16 protein-coding genes are annotated in these 16,852 nt (G+C 65.5%); 7 read left to right on the top strand and 9 right to left on the bottom strand.

What is annotated here, in order from left to right; translation table 11 throughout:
• Positions 1-15 precede the first annotated feature (15 nt).
• Positions 16-594 carry a TetR/AcrR family transcriptional regulator gene (locus tag IB275_RS10910; RefSeq protein ID WP_192295445.1) on the bottom strand — a complete coding sequence of 193 codons (579 nt, stop codon included), beginning with the start codon at positions 592-594 and terminating at the stop codon, positions 16-18.
• 167 nt (positions 595-761) lie between these two features.
• Between IB275_RS10910 and IB275_RS10905 the strand changes: the two genes are divergently transcribed.
• Both IB275_RS10905 and IB275_RS10900 read left to right on the top strand, forming a co-directional pair.
• Positions 762-1,199, top strand: a complete 438-nt coding sequence (locus IB275_RS10905) for a hotdog fold domain-containing protein (RefSeq protein ID WP_192295444.1) — start codon at positions 762-764, stop codon at positions 1,197-1,199.
• Between the two features lie 11 nt (positions 1,200-1,210).
• Positions 1,211-2,065 (top strand): alpha/beta hydrolase family protein, encoded by an 855-nt coding sequence (locus tag IB275_RS10900; protein ID WP_081516546.1) that lies wholly within the window; start codon positions 1,211-1,213, stop codon positions 2,063-2,065.
• Between the two features lie 33 nt (positions 2,066-2,098).
• Here the strand turns inward: IB275_RS10900 and IB275_RS10895 are convergent, their stop codons facing one another.
• Positions 2,099-3,091 carry a YhdH/YhfP family quinone oxidoreductase gene (locus IB275_RS10895; RefSeq protein ID WP_081516545.1) on the bottom strand — a complete coding sequence of 331 codons (993 nt, stop codon included), beginning with the start codon at positions 3,089-3,091 and terminating at the stop codon, positions 2,099-2,101.
• A gap of 55 nt (positions 3,092-3,146) precedes the next feature.
• The gene (gene sohB, locus IB275_RS10890) at positions 3,147-4,175 is read right to left on the bottom strand and encodes a protease SohB (RefSeq protein WP_081516544.1); all 1,029 of its coding nucleotides are present in this window, start codon (positions 4,173-4,175) and stop codon (positions 3,147-3,149) included.
• Between the two features lie 211 nt (positions 4,176-4,386).
• Here sohB and IB275_RS10885 point away from each other — a divergent pair, with 211 nt between their 5' ends.
• The 4 genes from IB275_RS10885 to IB275_RS10870 all read left to right on the top strand — a co-directional run bounded on the left by IB275_RS10885 (position 4,387) and on the right by IB275_RS10870 (position 7,664).
• Positions 4,387-5,097, top strand: coding sequence for a histidine phosphatase family protein (locus IB275_RS10885; RefSeq protein ID WP_192295443.1), 711 nt, complete (start codon positions 4,387-4,389; stop codon positions 5,095-5,097).
• Between the two features lie 58 nt (positions 5,098-5,155).
• Positions 5,156-5,467: an SCP2 sterol-binding domain-containing protein gene (locus tag IB275_RS10880; RefSeq protein WP_081516542.1), complete on the top strand. Its 312-nt coding sequence runs from the start codon at positions 5,156-5,158 to the stop codon at positions 5,465-5,467.
• Between the two features lie 334 nt (positions 5,468-5,801).
• A complete protein-coding gene (locus IB275_RS10875) occupies positions 5,802-6,869 on the top strand; it encodes a phosphotransferase family protein (protein ID WP_192295442.1) in 1,068 nt (355 codons plus the stop codon).
• A 27-nt stretch (positions 6,870-6,896) separates the two neighbouring features.
• Positions 6,897-7,664 (top strand): SDR family oxidoreductase, encoded by a 768-nt coding sequence (locus tag IB275_RS10870; protein ID WP_045208354.1) that lies wholly within the window; start codon positions 6,897-6,899, stop codon positions 7,662-7,664.
• A gap of 178 nt (positions 7,665-7,842) precedes the next feature.
• Here the strand turns inward: IB275_RS10870 and IB275_RS10865 are convergent, their stop codons facing one another.
• The gene (locus IB275_RS10865; RefSeq protein ID WP_192295441.1) at positions 7,843-8,487 is read right to left on the bottom strand and encodes a hypothetical protein; all 645 of its coding nucleotides are present in this window, start codon (positions 8,485-8,487) and stop codon (positions 7,843-7,845) included.
• A 156-nt stretch (positions 8,488-8,643) separates the two neighbouring features.
• On the opposite strand from IB275_RS10865, the gene IB275_RS10860 reads away from it, so the two are divergent.
• A complete protein-coding gene (locus IB275_RS10860) occupies positions 8,644-9,426 on the top strand; it encodes a TSUP family transporter (RefSeq protein ID WP_192295440.1) in 783 nt (260 codons plus the stop codon).
• 24 nt (positions 9,427-9,450) lie between these two features.
• Here IB275_RS10860 and nudC read toward each other — a convergent pair whose 3' ends face one another.
• From nudC to IB275_RS10835, 5 genes are all read right to left on the bottom strand, one after another.
• On the bottom strand, positions 9,451-10,290 hold the full coding sequence (gene nudC, locus IB275_RS10855) for an NAD(+) diphosphatase (RefSeq protein WP_192295439.1): 840 nt from the start codon (positions 10,288-10,290) through the stop codon (positions 9,451-9,453).
• Positions 10,290-11,963, bottom strand: a complete 1,674-nt coding sequence (locus tag IB275_RS10850) for a FimL-related protein (protein ID WP_192295438.1) — start codon at positions 11,961-11,963, stop codon at positions 10,290-10,292. Before IB275_RS10850 ends, nudC begins: the two co-directional genes overlap by 1 nt.
• A gap of 42 nt (positions 11,964-12,005) precedes the next feature.
• A complete protein-coding gene (locus tag IB275_RS10845; RefSeq protein ID WP_138216321.1) occupies positions 12,006-12,818 on the bottom strand; it encodes a crotonase/enoyl-CoA hydratase family protein in 813 nt (270 codons plus the stop codon).
• Positions 12,819-13,056: 238 nt separating this feature from the next.
• Positions 13,057-14,400 (bottom strand): amino acid permease, encoded by a 1,344-nt coding sequence (locus IB275_RS10840; RefSeq protein ID WP_192295437.1) that lies wholly within the window; start codon positions 14,398-14,400, stop codon positions 13,057-13,059.
• A gap of 191 nt (positions 14,401-14,591) precedes the next feature.
• Positions 14,592-16,778, bottom strand: coding sequence for a putative bifunctional diguanylate cyclase/phosphodiesterase (locus tag IB275_RS10835; RefSeq protein ID WP_192295436.1), 2,187 nt, complete (start codon positions 16,776-16,778; stop codon positions 14,592-14,594).
• Positions 16,779-16,852: the final 74 nt, after the last annotated feature.

Here is a 16,852-nt window from a genome sequence, read left to right as displayed (position 1 = left end):
TTCTCGTAGTGACCTTCAAGCTCGCACGCTGTCCCACGCGATCTGAGCCAGTTGCTCGCGGCACTCGATCAGGTCCACCCGCGTGCGCCCGGCCAGCCAGTTGCGCGCGTAGTCGTGGGTCGGGCCGATGACCACGGAGTTGAACAACTCCGCCGACAACGCCCTGAACGCCCCGGCCTTGCGGTGCTCGGCGAGCAGTTCGGCGATACGCCGGCCCTGCTGGCGGTTGGCCTCGCGCAGCTCCTCGCCCATCTCCCCTGCTTCCACGCGCCCGCGGCTGTGCAGGATGAAGCGCGCCCACTGCGGATTGGTCGAGACCCAGTCGATGTAGGAGGTGACGAACAGCTTCACCACCGCCTCGGCACTCTTCGCCTCCTCCAGCCCCGCGTCCAGCAACGCCGCGTACTGGCCGATACCGGTCAGGTACAGCGCACCGATGATGCGTTCCTTGTTGCCGTAATGGTGATAGAGGCTGCCGATACTGGCGCCGGAGCGGTCGCGGATCATCTCGATGGTGGTGGCGTCCACGCCGGATTCGCTGAAGCAGGCCAGCGCGGCCTGGAGGATGTCGTCTTTGCGGGAAGGTCGGGCCATGAGCGTCCTATCGGGAATTCGTTCCAGAAAGTAATTCTAGAATATTCTTCTAGAATTACTTTCTAATCTTCGTATACTGCCTGGGCGCGCACTGCTCTTCAATGACAGTTCTTCAATCACAGCTCTTCAATCCCAGCTTGCCCACCCCATCAGCCTGCGGAGCCACCATGAGCCAGATGCTGCAGATGTTCCAACAGGCCGGTCCGGCGCAGTTCAGCGCCATGATCGGCCAGGTTGCCCCCTATTTCTCCACCATTGCCCCGCAGTTCGTCGAGCTGCGTCCGGGTTATGCGGAAGTCACCTTCCCCAAGCGCCGCGAAGTGCTGAACCACATCGGTACCGTGCATGCCATCGCCCTGTGCAACGCCGCCGAGCTGGTGGCCGGGACTCTGACCGACGTGTCGATCCCCAAGGGTCGCCGCTGGATTCCCCGCGGCATGACCGTGGAATACCTGGCCAAGGCCGAGGGCGACGTCCGCGCCGTGGCCGATGGCCGCGCGATCGACTGGAACCAGGAAGGTGACATCATCGTCCCGGTGCTGGCCTACGTCGGTGAGAAGAAGGTCTTCCGCGCCGACATCACCCTGTACGTCAGCCAGGCCTGAGGGAACCCGCCATGATCACCCCACTCCCCCGTCCACTGGACAACGGCAACGGCCACAGCCTCTCCAGCCACTGGTACTACCCACCCGGCGAAGCCCGCGGAGCGGTGCTGATCGTCCCCGCCATGGGCGTCGAGCAGCGCTTCTACACCGCCTTCGCCAACTGGCTGGCGGAGCGCGGCTTCCTCACCGTGACCTTCGACTACGTAGGCATGGGCAAGTCCCGCGCCGGCCACCTGCGCGACCTGGACGTCAACGTCGTCGCCTGGGGCAACCACGATTGCAGCGCCATGCTCGACGCCGTGGTCGAGGCCGCTGGCGAGTTGCCGGTGTACTGGATCGGCCACAGCCTGGGCGGGCAGATCCTGCCCTTCGTCCGTGGCAACGAACGCATCCAGCGCGCCTTCACCATCGCCACCGGCAGCGGCTACTGGCGCGAGAACACCAAGGGATTGCGGCACAAGGCCTGGCTGCTCTGGTACTGCCTGGCACCGACCATCACGCCGCTGCTGGGCTACTTCCCGGGCAAACGCCTGGGCGTGGTAGGCGACCTGCCGCGCGGGGTGATCGAGCAATGGCGGCGCTGGTGCCTCGACCCGGAGTACGCGGTGGGCGCGGAAGGCGGTGCGGTGCGCGAGGCGTATTCATCGGTGCGCACGCCCATCACCTCCATCTCCTTCACCGACGACGAGATGATGTCCGGGCGCAATACCGAGTCGCTGCACGGCTTCTACCGTGGCTCGCCAAAGACCGTGAAGCGAATCGCCCCGGAGGACATCGGCGTGAAACGCATCGGCCACTTCGGCTTCTTCCGCAGCCAGTTCGCCGATTCGCTGTGGGCGGGCTACCTGCTGCCGGACCTGGGCTGACACCCAGGCCCGGCGCGGGCATCGATCGGAGGATCAGTCCAGCGTCACCAGTACCCGGCCGACCAGCTTGCCGGCAAGGATCTGGTGGATGGCGGCGGGCAGGTCGTCGAGCTTGACCTCGCGCACCGCCGCTTCGAGGTTGTCGAGCTTCCACTGCAGGGACAGCTTGTCCCACATGGACGCCTTGACCACCAGCGGCAGCTCTACCGAGTCGACGCCCAGCAGGTTCACGCCGCGCAGGATGAAGGGCAGCACGGTGGCCTTGAAGGCGGCGCCGGCAGTCAGGCCGCAGCAGGCGACGCTGCCGCCGTATTGCAGCGACTTGACCACGTTGAACAGGATGTCGCCGCCCACGGTGTCCACCGCGCCGGCCCACTGCTCGCGCAGCAGCGGCTTGTCGACGCCATCGGAGACGGTGGCACGGTCGAGGATCTGCCGCGCGCCCAGGCGGTTCAGCAGCTCGGCCTGCTCCAGCTTGCCGGTGGCGGCGGCCACGGTGTAGCCCAGTTGCGCCAGCAGCATCACCGCGATACTGCCCACGCCGCCGGTGGCGCCGGTGACCAGGATCGGGCCCGCGGACGGCGTGACGCCAGCGCGCTCCAGCTTGTCGACGCACAGCGCGGCGGTCAGGCCGGCGGTGCCGAGGATCATCGATTCACGCAGCGACAGGCCCTGCGGGCGCTTGATCAGCCAGGCCGCGGGCACACGGATGTACTGGCCGAAACCGCCAGGGGTGTTCATGCCCAGGTCGTAGCCGGTAACGATGACTTCGTCGCCAACGGCGAATTCGCCCACCGAGGATTCTTCCACCACGCCAGCAGCATCGATGCCGGGAGTGTGCGGGTACTTGCGGGTGACGCCACGGTTGCCGCTGGCGGACAGCGCATCCTTGTAGTTCAGCGAGGAATACTTCACCCGCACCAGCACCTCACCCGCCGGCAGATCGGCAACCTGCCGCTCGGCCACCTGCAGGTCATACACGCCATGCGCGCTCTCCGTGACCCACAACGCCTTGAATGCACTCATCTCGACCCTCCTCTTTCGAATTTGGAACGGGCGCGATCCCGGCGCCCGACGACGATCATTGCCAGAAGCGGCTGCGACCCAGGCGGTCCCACCAGGTCACCAGCACGCGATCGATCACGCCGCTGACGCCCACGCCGAAGCGCTCCTGGATGGACTTCTTCTGTACGTAACTGAGCTGGTAGACATCCGCCTCGCGAGCGCGTTCGGCCAGGTATTCGTCACTGGTCTTGAGCTCGTCAACCAGCTTCTTGCCCAGCGCCGCCTGGCCCAGCCAGACCTCGCCGGTGGCGATCTCGTCGATGGCCAGTTGCGGGCGGTAGTGGACGACGAAGCGCTTGAACAGCTCGTGGGTGGTTTCCAGGTCCTCCTGGAACTTCTCCCGGCCCTTGTCGGTGTTCTCGCCGAACACGGTCAGGGTGCGCTTGTACTCGCCAGCGGTGAGCACCTCGAAATCGACGTCGTGCTTCTTCAGCAGGCGATGGATGTTGGGCAGCTGCGCCACCACGCCAATGGAGCCAAGAATGGCGAAGGGTGCGGAAAGGATGCGTTCGCCGATGCAGGCCATCATGTAGCCGCCGCTGGCTGCAACCTTGTCGACGCAGACGGTCAGCGGTACGCCGGCCTGACGGATGCGCGCCAGCTGGGAGGCCGCCAGGCCGTAGCCGTGGACCATGCCGCCGCCGCTCTCCAGGCGCAGCACCACTTCGTCACGCGGGGTGGCGAGGGTCAGCAGCGCGGTCACTTCATGGCGCAGCTGCTCGGTGGCCGAGGCCTTGATGTCGCCGTCGAAGTCGAGCACATAGACGCGGTTCTTCTCGCCGCCCTTCTTCTTTTTCGCCTCCTTCAGGCTTTTCGCCTCGGATTTGCGCAGGGCCTTGAGCTTGGTCTTTTCCAATACGCTATGTTGCAGGCGCTCGCGCAATTCCTTGTAGAAGTCGTTGAGCTTGTGCACTTCAAGATGCCCGCTGCCGCCGCGACGACCGCGGCCGCGCAGTGCGGCGATCACCACCAGGACGATGACGATGGCCACCACCACGGTGAAGGTCTTGGCCAGGAAACCCGCGTAATCCGCTAGAAACTCCACTCACATCCCCTTTTACAATTCTGGTCGAGCCCGCCAGGCGAGCGCAGCGAATCCCGCAAGCATACCCACGCCGCAGGCCCGCCACCAGCGCTGGCAAACCGCTGCATCAGTCCAGCGAATGCCATTCAAACAAGCGTATGTTTTTTCGTTGACAGCCCCAGGTGATCCTCATAACCTCGCCGGAACTTTCAGCCCTGCCGGGATACTGCGCGTGGGAAGCATCTACCTGATTCGACATGGCCAGGCTTCATTCGGTGCCGACGACTACGATGTGCTCTCGGCCACTGGCGTACGCCAGGCTCAAATCCTCGGCGAACACTTGGCTGGCCTGGGCCTGCGCTTCGATCGCTGCGTGGCCGGCGACCTGCGCCGCCAGCGCCACACCGCCGAAGCGGTGATGGGCCGGCTGAACGAAGCCGGGATCGAAACCCCCATCCTGGAAATCGACTCCGCCTTCAACGAGTTCGAAGCCGACGCCGTGATCCGCGCGCACCTGCCGGACCTGCTCGAGATCGAGCCGCAGGCGCTGCACATCATGCGCAACGCCGCCGACCACCGCGCCGAGTTCCAGCGCCTGTTCTCCACCGTGATCGCCCGCTGGGTTTCCGGCGACCACGACAAGGACGGCCTGGTCAGCTGGGCCGAGTTCCTCGACACCGTGCACGGCGGCCTCCAGCGCCTGCTGGAGGCGGCCAGCGGCAAGGACAACATCGGTGTGTTCACCTCCGGCGGCACCATTACCGCGGTGCTCCAGCATGTGACCGGGATTCCGGCGCTGAACGCCTTCGAACTCAACTGGCAGATCGTCAACACCTCGCTCAACCGCCTGAAGTTCCGCGGTAGCGAAGTGGCCCTGGCTTCCTTCAACAGTCACGTGCATCTGGAACTGTTGAGGGCGCCGGAACTCATCACCTATCGTTGAGTACCGGCCCATTGCGACGCGAGCGTCGCGCGAGAAAACCTAGAAAAGGAATAGAACCATGAGTGTTGCTGACATCGTTTCCACCATGCAGAGCAAGTTCAACGCCAGCGCGGCCGCCGGCCTGGATCTGGTGTTCCAGTTCAACATCGAAGACGGCGACAACCACTACCTGGTCGTCAAGGACGGTACCTGCCAGGTCGTACAGGGCGACGCCGAGTCCCCCAACGTCACCCTGATCATGGACAGCGAAACCCTCAAGGGCATCACCAGCGGCGAAACCGACGGCATGCAGGCCTTCATGGCTGGCAAGCTGCGCGCCGAAGGCGACATGATGCTGGCGATGAAGCTGGGCGAACTGTTCCCGGTCTGATCCGAGGAAAACCTGCCCGCGCAGCACGAAAAACCGGAGTCCATGGCTCCGGTTTTTTTATGCCCGCGCCCCGCTGCAATACCCGGATCAGGCAGCTTGATCGGGGTCCAACACGAACGCCAATAAGGGCTTTGTGTGCTTGTGACGGGCAAGGCCTGACATTAGATTAGCCAATGATCACCCGGCGCCATCATTGCTTTGCCTGATCCTGCCGCGACCCATCGGGCAAGATACAGACGCCGGCCTGCGCGCACCTCGCCAGGAGCCCTGGGCCCTCGCGGGGAGATCAGTACGAGCCAGTACAAGACGAGCTCCTAGATAAAAAGGGACCAGCATGTCGTTGACCGACCAGACCATCCGCTCCCGCGAAGGCGAAGAACTCGATGCCGCCGTGATCGACGGCTTCCTCAAGGACCACATTCCCGGCCTGCAGGGTCAGCCGCGCATCAGCCAGTTCCCCGGCGGCGCCTCGAACCTGACCTACCTGATCCAGTACGACAACCAGGAACTGGTCCTGCGCCGCCCGCCGTTCGGCAAGAAGGCCAAGTCCGCCCACGACATGGGCCGCGAGTACCGCATCCTGAACCAGCTCAAGGACGGCTTCCCCTACCGCCCCAAGGCGTACGCCTACTGCACCGACGAGTCGGTGATCGGCGCCGAGTTCTACGTCATGGAGCGGGTCAACGGCATCATCCTGCGCAGCGACCTGCCCAAGGAGCTGAACCTCGACGCCGAGCAGACCACCGCCCTGTGCAAGAGCTTCATCGACAAGTTCGTCGACCTGCACAACGTCGACTACAACGCCTGCGGCCTGGGTGACCTGGGCAAGCCCGAGGGCTACGTACAACGCCAGATCGGCGGCTGGATCGATCGCTACGAGAAGTCCCTGACCCCCGACGCGCCAGCCTGGGAACAGGTGAAGGTGTGGCTGCGCGAGAAGATGCCGGCCGACCACCACAAGCCGGGCATCGTCCACAACGACTACCGCTTCGACAACGTCATCCTCGACCCGAACAACCCGATGCAGATCATCGGCGTGCTCGACTGGGAGATGACCACCATCGGCGACCCGCTGATGGACCTGGGCAACACCCTCGCCTACTGGATCGAAGCGGGCGACCCGCAGCCGATGCAGATGCTGCGCCGCCAGCCCAGCCACGAGCCGGGCATGCTGACCCGCCAGCAGTTCGCCGACTACTACGCCGAGCGCGCCGGCATCCAGATCGACAACCTCGATTACTACTACACCTACGGCCTGTTCCGCCTGGCCGGCATCATGCAGCAGATCTACTACCGCTTCTTCCACGGCCAGACCCAGGACAAGCGCTTCGCCACCTTCATCCACGCCAACAAGCTGCTGGAACAGGTGAGCCTGCAAGTCATCGGCAAGTCCCGCCTGTAACGGCGCCCCAGAACAAGGAGAACTCCCATGTCCAAGACCCAACTGTTCGACCTCGAAGGCAAGATCGCCTTCGTCTCCGGCGCCAGCCGCGGCATCGGCGAAGCCATCGCCAAGCTGCTGGCCCAACAGGGTGCCCACGTGATCGTCTCCAGCCGCAAGATCGACGGCTGCCAGGCCGTGGCTGACGAAATCGTCGCCGCCGGCGGCAAAGCCACCGCGATTGCCTGCCACATCGGCGAGATGGAGCAGATCCAGGCCGTCTTCGCACAGATCCGCGAGCAGTTCGGCCGCCTGGATATCCTGGTCAACAACGCTGCCACCAACCCGCAGTTCTGCAATGTGCTGGACACCGACCTGTCGGCCTTCCAGAAGACCGTCGACGTGAACATCCGCGGCTACTACTTCATGTCCATCGAGGGCGGCAAGCTGATGAAGGCCAACGGCGGCGGCAGTATCATCAACGTTGCCTCGGTCAACGGCGTCACCCCGGGCGAGTTCCAGGGCATCTACTCGGTGACCAAGGCCGCAGTGATCAGCATGACCAAGGTCTTCGCCAAGGAGTGCGCGCAGTTCAACATCCGCTGCAACGCCCTGCTGCCGGGCCTGACCGACACCAAGTTCGCCTCCGCACTGGTGAGCAACGATGCCATCCGCAACGTGGCCCTGCAGCGCATCCCGCTCAAGCGCGTGGCCGACCCGAGCGAAATGGCCGGCGCTGTGCTGTACCTCGCCAGCGATGCGTCCAGCTACACCACTGGCGTGACGCTGAATGTGGATGGCGGGTTCCTCGCCTAAGCGTTATCGCGGATATGAAAAAGGGAGCCGGTTGGCTCCCTTTTTCTTTGGTGAGGAATGGGCTCGCTCAGACAAGATCAAAAGCCCCTCCCCCCAACCCTCTCCTGCAAGCGGGAGAGGGTTGGGGGGAGGGGATGAAGCGGCAAAGACTTCACAGGGGAAACCAGTTACCCCTCGCTCACTGCCAATCTTTGAGAGCCTGGTTCGCCGCCGCATTCATCGGCTCGGCGGTCAGCCCGCCGGCCCCATAGCGCACGGAGAAAACGGCCTGGTCGGCCAGCGGCAGGTAGTTCACCCGGCCCGCCTTGGGCACGAAGGTCAGCAGGTCATGCTGGCCGTCGCGCAGCCAGCGCCACAGATCGAGCCCCAGCACGTCGTCCGCCAGCATGACCTTGCGCCCCAGGCTCTGCTGCTCGACAGCAAGGAATCGGCCGCTGAGGTCCTGCAGACGATAACCCGGCGCCATCCCTATCAGCCGCGCCAGGCCTTTCCACTCCAGTACCCGCGCATCCAGTTGCCAGAGGTCGCCAGCCAGTTCAACACGACGCTCTTCATCGCCCTGCAGCAACGTCACGTCATAACGCTGCTCACCGACCTTGTGGAAGCTCAGGGTCGCCAGCGGGCGCTCTGCCGGTAGCGGGTCGTAGCTGCGCAGGTCCCAGGCCACCAGCGCCACCAGCGCGGCCACGGCCACGAACAGCATGCCCATCGTCCCCCGCAGCCAGCCGAGGAACCAGTGACGGTCGAACAGAATGCGGGCGGCTACCACCAGGGCCAACAGCGCCAGGAAGGCAACGACCCAGGCCAGACCGTCGTACTGCATCGAATGATTTCCTTCCTCGTAGAAATGCCGGCATTATGCGCACCGCGTACCTGCACGGCCAGCCAGACCGTCGCAGCTTTCGGGCCCGTTAACGTTTCCCGCGCACCATTCTTTACGAGAGAGTGGCGCCACGGGCCCCCGATCAAGGCCAACCCCATGCCCTTCGAACTCGTCGTAGACCCGACCACCCTCGTCATTCTCGCCGGCGTCGCCTTCCTTGCCGGTTTCATCGACGCCATCGCCGGCGGCGGTGGCCTGCTGACCATCCCTGCCCTGCTCACCGCTGGCGTCCCACCGCACCTGGCGCTGGGCACCAACAAACTGAGCTCGACCTTCGGCGCCGCCGTGGCCAGCTACACCTTCTACCGCCGCAAGCTGTTCCAGCCGCGCCAATGGCGCAAGGGCCTGATCGCCACAGCCATCGGCGCAGCGCTCGGCGCCTGGGCCGCCCACCTGATGCCGGCAGAGTGGCTCAACCGCATGCTGCCGGTGGTGGTCTTCGGTTGCGGCCTGTACCTGCTGTTCGGCAAGACGCCCGAAGCGCCGCTGGACGCCAACCCGCGCATCGCCCAGCGCCGCCAGTGGCCGCAGGGCCTCGGCCTGGGATTCTATGACGGCGTGGCCGGCCCCGGCACTGGCGCCTTCTGGACCGTCAGCACCCTGCTGATGTACCCGCTCGACCTGGTCCGAGCCAGCGGCGTGGCGCGCAGCATGAACTTCGTCAGCAACATCGTCGCGCTGGCGGTGTTCATCGCCTCGGGTCAGGTGGTCTGGCTGATGGGCCTGTGCATGGGCAGTTCGCTGATGATCGGCGCCTACTTCGGCGCGCGCACGGCGATCGGTGGCGGCGCCAAGTTCATCCGTCCGGTGTTCATCCTGGTGGTACTCGCCTTGACCGTGCGCCTGGCCTGGCAGCACTGGTTCACCGCCGCGGCCTGAGGAAGGCCGGAGCGGCGCCTGGAATCAGGCGCCGCCGGGCAGGACAGGATCGGGACGACCGGCGCGGCGCGCCAGGTAGACCTCGATCAGGTAGCGGGCGATGGAGCGCTCGGCCGGCAGGCGCGGCAGCTCGTCGACGTGGAACCAGCGGGCATCCTCGATCTCGTCGGGCTGCATGACGATCTCTCCACTGACATACTCGGCGTGGTAGCCGAACATCAGCGAATGCGGGAACGGCCAGGGCTGGCTGCCCATGTAGCGGATATTGCCGATCTCGACGCCCACCTCTTCGCGCACCTCGCGCGCAACGCAGTGCTCCACCGACTCGCCCGGCTCGACGAAGCCGGCCAGGGTGCTGTACATCCCCGGCACGAAGCGCGGCGAACGTGCCAGCAGTACCTCATCGCCACGGGTCACCAGCACGATCATGCTCGGCGACAGCAGCGGGTAGCGCTGGATGCCGCAGCTTTCGCAGTGCATGGCGCGATCGCGGGGCATGCGCAGGCTGGGCTGGCCGCAGCTGCCGCAGAAACGGTTCTGCCGCCACCAGATGCCGATCTGGCTGGCGAAGCCGAGCATGGCGAAGATGTCTTCTTCAGCCTGCATCATGAACTGGCGCAGGCCGATCCAGCTGGCGCCTTCCAGCGGGTCGGTACGGTCCATTTCCAGCAGGTAGACCGGTTCGCCGTCGAACTGGCCGACAGCATGTTCGGACAGCACCGAAAGATCCTGGCGCTTGAGCCAGTCACGGGGGAACAGCACGCCATTGCTGTCGGCGAGGAACTGCTGCTGGCAGTGGGCGAGCGCCCAGCCGCCGTTGGCAGCGACCTCGAACATCGAGGATTCCCAGCGCCCGGTACGCATCAGGCTGCCACCGTCAGGCCCAGGGCCTTGACGCTCTCGCTGGCGACGTCCAGAACGTCGGGTTGACCCTCAGGCCGCATCATGGCTCCACCCTCCAGGTAGTACTCCAGGCCGGTCAGCGCATCCGCCAGGGTTTCCAGCATCTGCTCGGACGGCATCTGGGTCGTCTCGATCATCTGCCCCTGAATGTAATCGGCACAGGCGCCCACGAGCAATGCCGCGCGCTCCTGACCGAGGAACCACAGGCCACCGCGCACCGCCTGCAGGCTGATCGGCACGTTGGCCAGGTGCAGCTTGTCGCCATTGGATTCCAGGTAGGCGGTGATCGCGCGCTTGGCCAGCGCCAGACCAGCCTGGGCCTCGTCGATCACCACGATGCGCGCTTCGGCGAGCTGGTGCACGGCGAAGGAGTCGTCTTCACCCATGGGCACCGGACGCGCGCTCATGCGCTCGCCACGCTCCAGGTTGCCAACCATGCTCTCGACGTACAGCAGCGCGTCGGCCAGCGCGTTGAGCGCGGCAGGTTCGTCCACCACGCCCTTGGCGACCCAGCCGGCGACCACACCATGCTGGTGCTGCAGCGAGGTGGCGGCGGAATTCAGGCCGACCATGCCCAGGGTCTTGGCCAGCTTGCCCAACTGGGTGTGCAGGATGCCCAGCGCATCGGACTGGGACACGCCGCGCTCGATCAGGTCGAGCTGGTCCTTCACCGCCGTGAGCTCTTCCCGGATCGCCACCGACAGCGAGCGCATCACCGATTTTCCCGGGCCGGACAGGCGCTGCGACTCGTCTTCGAGCAGGTGATCGGTGAACGGCAGCGGTGCCAGGCCGAACACCTGGCGCAGCTCGGTCGCGCGCACGCCGCTGGTATCAGCCAGCGTGGTGAGATACAGCAACTCCTTGAGCAGCTGCCGTGGCGCTTCGTACTGCGGGTTTGCAATCAGTTGCTTGAGCTCGCGGTCCAGGCGCGAGAACACCTGCTTGCGCGTCTTGCGCGGCAACATCTGCGCGTCCACCAGGGATTCCAGCGCGCCAGCTCCGACCCAGCACAGGCGGGTGCGCGCGGCGCTGCCCAGCAGCACGTCGAGCTTGCCCAGCGCCCGGCCCATGAGCTTGAGGCTGGGGTAGAGATTCTGTTCGCGGATCAGCCCGACCAGGCCGACCTGGTACATCTGCCGCAGGCGGCGTACCTCGCGGGCCGGGTCTTCCACCTGCGGCGCGGTGATGGCGCGCAGCGGGCGCGGCAGGTCCAGACGCGCGCTGAAGAAGAAGCTCTCCGGCAGCGCGGGCTGGCCGGCGGCATGGCGCACGTCGTTGATCGCCGGCAGCAGCAGCTCGGGGATTTCCTGGCGGTGCGCTTCGAGGTTTTCCAGGTAGCGGCGCAGCACATAGAGCGCGTTGCCGAGCGCGGCCAGCTGGCCGTCGCGGTCTTCACTGACCCCGGTCGGAATGTCGGTGGCGAGGTCCAGCGCTTCCTGCGCCAGCAGTTCGGCGCCGGCCAGTTCGATGAGATTCAGCGTGCCGCGAATCTGGCTCAGGCAATCGACGGAATGTTGCAGCAGGCTGCCGTTCTGACGCTCGGCGATGAAGTGCTCGAGATTCTGCTCGGCTTCCTCCATCGTCGCGAACAGCTCGTCGCGGACCAGACTGAGGGACGTGGCTCCAGTAACCATCGGCCTAGTGCGCCTCCTGCGCGCAAGAAGAGTGGACGGACATCAATCGGCAAACTCGGGGGTCTTCTTGCTCATGTGCGCCATCATGGCGGCCTGCAGGTCAGCGGACTGCAGCATGGCGGCATTCCAGGTGGCGATGTATTCCAGGCCATCCTCGACGCGGTGATCGCGTGCGTAGCCGATCATTTCCTTGGTGCCGCGGATGGCGATCGGCGACTTGGCGGCAATCTGTCGGGCCAGTTCCATCACGCCGTCCTGCAGCGCCGAATGGTCGGCATAAACGCTGTTGACCAGGCCGATACGCTGCGCTTCCTCGGCGTTGACGTTACGCCCGGTGTAGGCCAGCTCACGCATGATGCCGTCGCCGATCAGGCGCGGCAGGCGTTGCAGGGTGCCGACATCGGCCGCCATGCCCATGTCGATCTCCTTGATGGAGAACTGCGCGTCCGCGCTGCAGTAGCGCATGTCGCAAGCGGAGATCAGGTCGATGCCGCCGCCGATGCAGTAGCCCTGGATCGCCGCGAGGACCGGCTTGCTGCACTTGTCCACGGCGTTGAAGGAGCCCTGCAGCTGCAGGATGGTCTTGCGCAGGGCGCGGGCGTTGCGGCCGACGTCCTTGCCCAGGTGGCTGGCGGCCTGGGCCAGCAGGGCGAGGTCGATGCCGGCGGAGAAGTGCTTGCCAGCGCCGCTGAGGACGACGACGCGGACTTCATCCGTTTCATCGGCCCACTGGAAGATATCGATGATTTCCTTCCAGAAATCGGCGTTCATCGCGTTGAGTTTTTCCGGGCGGTTGATCTGCACATGGGCGATCTTGTCCGCCAGTTCAACGCGGAAGGCTTTGTATTCGGTCACGGGAGATGTCCTCGGGAATGCCCTGCTTCTCGTCTGGGTGCGGCGCGCTGCCGCTGGAGCCCGGGCCAACAGTTCTTATGGTTGCCGCATACAGATTTTTGGCATCGCGCCACTATAACAAGGCAAGACCAAAAGTCGATGCCGCGGTCTGTGACACAGGCCACGGCATCGGGCGTGAATCCGCTCGCAATCCGCTCACCAACTGCTTGATCTGGCAGGAAGGTGGCCGCCGCGGCAATCAGTCGCCGGCGGCCATCGGCAGCCCCTGCGCGCGGTTGCGGTACTGGCGCCACGTGTACATCGGGATGCCCGCCATGAACACCAGGAAGCCCCAGAAGATCGCCTGCTGCCCCGTGCCGTAGAGCGCCCACAGCGAGTAGAGGAAGCCCAGGCAACCAATCGCCAGCACCTGCGGGCGCGAACGCGGGGAGAAGGACTCCGGCTTCACCGCCAGCATCTGGATCAGCGCAGCGGTGCAGAAGGCGTAGGGCACGACGCCGGTCATGGTGCCGAGCAGGATGATGACGTTGAACACCTCCACCAGCTCGCCATGGCCGTCGACCATCACCAGCGCGGTGACCAGCAACCCGGAGGACAGCAGCCCGTTGGCCGGCGCACCGTTCTTGTTGAGCTTGCCCAGGGATTCGGGGAACAGCCCGTCGCGGGCCGGCGCCACCGGGATCTGGCCCTGCAGCAATACCCAGCCGTTGAGCGCGCCCAGGCAGGCGATCACCGCGCCACCAGCCACCAGGTAATAGCCCCAGGTGCCCAGCAGGATGCGCGCGGCATCGGCGAACGGCGAAGTGGACTTGGCCAGCACTTCCGGCGGCATCAGGCCCTGCACGGCGGTGATCGACAGGATGTACACCGCGGCGGCCGCCAGGGTGCCGAACAGCGTGGCGCGGGGGATGGTCTTCTTCGGGTCGCGCACATCGTCCGCCGGCACGGTGGCCGACTCCAGGCCGATAAACGACCAGAGCGTCAACGCCGCCGTGGTGGCGATCGCCTGGGCGTAGCCCATGTTCGGCAGTTCGCTGGGCGCCGGGATGGTCAGGTAGTCGGGGTTGAAGTGGAACCAGCCGAGAATGCCCACCAGCAGCAGCGGGATCAGCTTGAGCGCGGTCAGGCAGTTCTGCACCACGGCGAAGGCGGTGATGCCGCGCAGGTTGATCAGGGTGCACAGCCAGATGGCGCCGATGGCCGTGGCGACCATCAGCAGCGGGTCGGCCAATGCGGGGATGAACACCCGCAGGTAGCCCACGAGCGTGACGGCGATGGCCGCGTTGCCGATCCACGCGGCCTTCCAGTACGTCCAGGCACAAAGGTAGCCGGCGAAGCTGCCGAAGCCGTCACGGGTATAGGCGTAAGGCCCGCCGGCACTGGGATTGAGCCGCGCCAGGCGGGCGAAGGTGAAGGCCAGGATCACTGCCCCGGTGCTCGACACCAGCCAGCCGAACAGGCTCAGCCCACCAAACGCCGCCAGGCTCGACGGCAGCAGGAACACCCCCGACCCCACCATATTGCCAACCACCAGCGCGGTGCAGCTCCAGAACCCCATGCTGCCCTTTTTCGCTTCCGCCATCTGCGCTCCTTAGAAGCCCGCGATCTGTATTTTCGTGTTATCGCCCTGGCCATCGTAGGGACGCAGAGCGGCGATCTGTCCTACAGGGTAGACAGCGCCGGGCAAAGGAGGAAACCGTTTTGCAGGACGAGACCGCCCGTTTCGAGCGATTTCGCCCCGCGCGGTCAATGCCGTTGCAGAAATTCCGCCGCTCAGGCGGAGCCGAACTGGCGCGTGCCGATCTCGTAGAGCTGTTCGAACTGCAGCGACGGCATCGGCTTGGCGAACAGATAGCCCTGCCCTTCGGTGCAGCGTTCGGCGCGCAGGCGGTCTCGCTGGGCGGAGGTTTCGATGCCCTCGGCGATGGTCTCCAGGTCGAAGCTGCGGGCCATGTCGAGGATCGCGCGGATCACCGAGAGGTCCTGCTGGGTCTCCAGCATGCCGATGACGAAGGTGCGGTCGATCTTGATGCGGCTCAGCGGATAGGTCTTGAGCAGACTGAGGGAGGCGTAGCCGGTGCCGAAATCGTCGAAGGCGATACCGACCCCATAGGAGCGCAGGCTCTGCAAGGTGCTGAGCACGGTGTCGTCGTGGTTGAGCACGATGTTCTCGGTGATCTCAAGCTCCAGCGCCTCCGCCGGCAGACCGTGCCGTTCCAGTGCCTCCAGCACCTGGGTGACCAGGTTGCCCATGCGGAACTGCGCACCGAACAGATTCACCCCCATGCGCAGGTCGGGCGCACCGTTGCGCCGCCAGTAGGCAGCCTGGGCGCAGGCCTCATCCAGTATCCAGGCGCCGACGATAGCCGCCAGCGGCCCACCCTCCAGCGACGGCAGGAAAGCCGCCGGCGACAGCAGGCCGCGCTGCGGATGCTGCCAGCGGATCAGCGCCTCGGCCCCGCGCAGGGAGCCATCGCGCAGGCTGACCTGGGGCTGGTAGAACAACAGGAACTCGCCGTTGGCCACGGCGCGATGCAACTCCATGCCATACAGATGCCGCGCCGCCGCTTCCATCTTCAGCGCCGGAAGGAACACGAACGCGTGGCTGCGACCGCTGCTCTTGGCCTTGAACAGCGCAAGGTCGGCGTCACCCACCAGCTCCAGCGCTTCCTGCGCATGCAGAGGCGCCAGAGCAACGCCGCAACTGGCAGCGACCCGCACCTCATGAGCGTCGATGACGATGGGCTCCGCAATGCTGGCAATCACCGCCTGGGCGAAGCGCATGGCGTGTTCGGGCGAGAGCAGGTTCGGCTCGAGGATGGCGAACTCGTCGCCACCGATGCGCGCCACCGTGGCACCAGCGGTGGCCAGCCGGGCCAGTCGCTCGGCGACCTGCCGCAGAATGCCGTCGCCGACGGCGTGGCCGAGGGAATCGTTGACGTCCTTGAAGCCGTCCAGGTCGATCATCAGCACGGCCGCCGGGCGCGACTGCACCAGGACTTCTTCGGTACGCCGGTAGAACTGGCCTCGATTGGCCAGACCGGTGAGCACGTCGACGCTGGCCAGTTGGCGCAGCGCCTCCTCTTCCCGATGGCGGGCGGTGAGGTCCTTGAGCACTGCCTCGAACTTGAGCTTGCCCCTTTCCGACCAACTGAAGAGCGTCAGACCCAGCGAGAGTTCGGAGCCGTCCTTGCGCAGGCCGGCGATTTCCCCCGGCACGGCCATGCCATCCAGAGACGTGGCATCGCTGGCTCCGCTGATCAGGGCGCGGAAGGACTGGCGACTGCGCTCGGGCAGCAGCAGCTCGAAGGACTGGCCGCTGCCTTCGATCAGTTCGTAGCCGAACAGGTTGGCCGCCGCTTCGTTCCAGGCACCGATCTCGCCCCAGCAGTCGAACCAGACCACGGGAGTCGGCGAGGTGCCGGCGTACGCCTCGAACAGCGGCCGGGTACGCGACGAGGCCACCTCGATGCGGCGCAGTTCGAGCCGGTCGGACGCCATGCGCGCCAGCTCGACCAGACGCTCGCGGTCCTCGCCGGAAAAGTCTTCGTGGGGCTGGCTGTCGATGATGCACAGCGCGCCCAGCGCCTGTCCCTCGACCGAGAGCAACGGCACGCCCGCGTAGAAGCGCACGCCATTGGGCGCCGTCACCAGCGGGTTGTCGTGGAAGCGCTCATCGCGGCTGGCGTCGCCCACCACCATCACGCCGTCCTGGGCGATGGCATGGGCGCAGAAGGATACGTCGCGCCCCATGTCGACTTCGCCGATGCCGGTGGCGGCGGCGAAGAACACGTGGTCGCTGCCGATCATGTTCACCGCTGCGACCGGCATGCCGAACATGCGCACAGCGATCTGCACCACCGGGTCGAGGCTGGGCAGCAGGCTTTCGTCGTCGAAACCGTAATCGGAGAGCGCACTCAGGCGCTCGCTCTCGTTCGGCAACGTCACGGGACAGCGCATGGGGGAAACCTCCCTTTTTCCTCAATTTCTCCCTTTACCGATGCGCACAAGGATAGTTCCACTTTTCATACAGT

Source organism: Pseudomonas sp. PDM21 (assembly GCF_014852505.2).
GTDB lineage: Bacteria > Pseudomonadota > Gammaproteobacteria > Pseudomonadales > Pseudomonadaceae > Pseudomonas.
Note: the sequence above shows the minus strand (reverse complement) of the source record. Positions and strands in the feature narration are given on the sequence as shown.

Coding starts and splice junctions, on each gene's coding strand:
- IB275_RS10910 (WP_192295445.1), bottom strand. CDS start 594: ATGGCCCGACCTTCCCGCAAAGACGACATCCTCCAGGCCGCGCTGGCC.
- IB275_RS10905 (WP_192295444.1), top strand. CDS start 762: ATGAGCCAGATGCTGCAGATGTTCCAACAGGCCGGTCCGGCGCAGTTC.
- IB275_RS10900 (WP_081516546.1), top strand. CDS start 1,211: ATGATCACCCCACTCCCCCGTCCACTGGACAACGGCAACGGCCACAGC.
- IB275_RS10895 (WP_081516545.1), bottom strand. CDS start 3,091: ATGAGTGCATTCAAGGCGTTGTGGGTCACGGAGAGCGCGCATGGCGTG.
- IB275_RS10880 (WP_081516542.1), top strand. CDS start 5,156: ATGAGTGTTGCTGACATCGTTTCCACCATGCAGAGCAAGTTCAACGCC.
- IB275_RS10875 (WP_192295442.1), top strand. CDS start 5,802: ATGTCGTTGACCGACCAGACCATCCGCTCCCGCGAAGGCGAAGAACTC.
- IB275_RS10870 (WP_045208354.1), top strand. CDS start 6,897: ATGTCCAAGACCCAACTGTTCGACCTCGAAGGCAAGATCGCCTTCGTC.
- IB275_RS10865 (WP_192295441.1), bottom strand. CDS start 8,487: ATGCAGTACGACGGTCTGGCCTGGGTCGTTGCCTTCCTGGCGCTGTTG.
- IB275_RS10860 (WP_192295440.1), top strand. CDS start 8,644: ATGCCCTTCGAACTCGTCGTAGACCCGACCACCCTCGTCATTCTCGCC.
- nudC (WP_192295439.1), bottom strand. CDS start 10,290: ATGCGTACCGGGCGCTGGGAATCCTCGATGTTCGAGGTCGCTGCCAAC.
- IB275_RS10850 (WP_192295438.1), bottom strand. CDS start 11,963: ATGGTTACTGGAGCCACGTCCCTCAGTCTGGTCCGCGACGAGCTGTTC.
- IB275_RS10840 (WP_192295437.1), bottom strand. CDS start 14,400: ATGGCGGAAGCGAAAAAGGGCAGCATGGGGTTCTGGAGCTGCACCGCG.
- IB275_RS10835 (WP_192295436.1), bottom strand. CDS start 16,778: ATGCGCTGTCCCGTGACGTTGCCGAACGAGAGCGAGCGCCTGAGTGCG.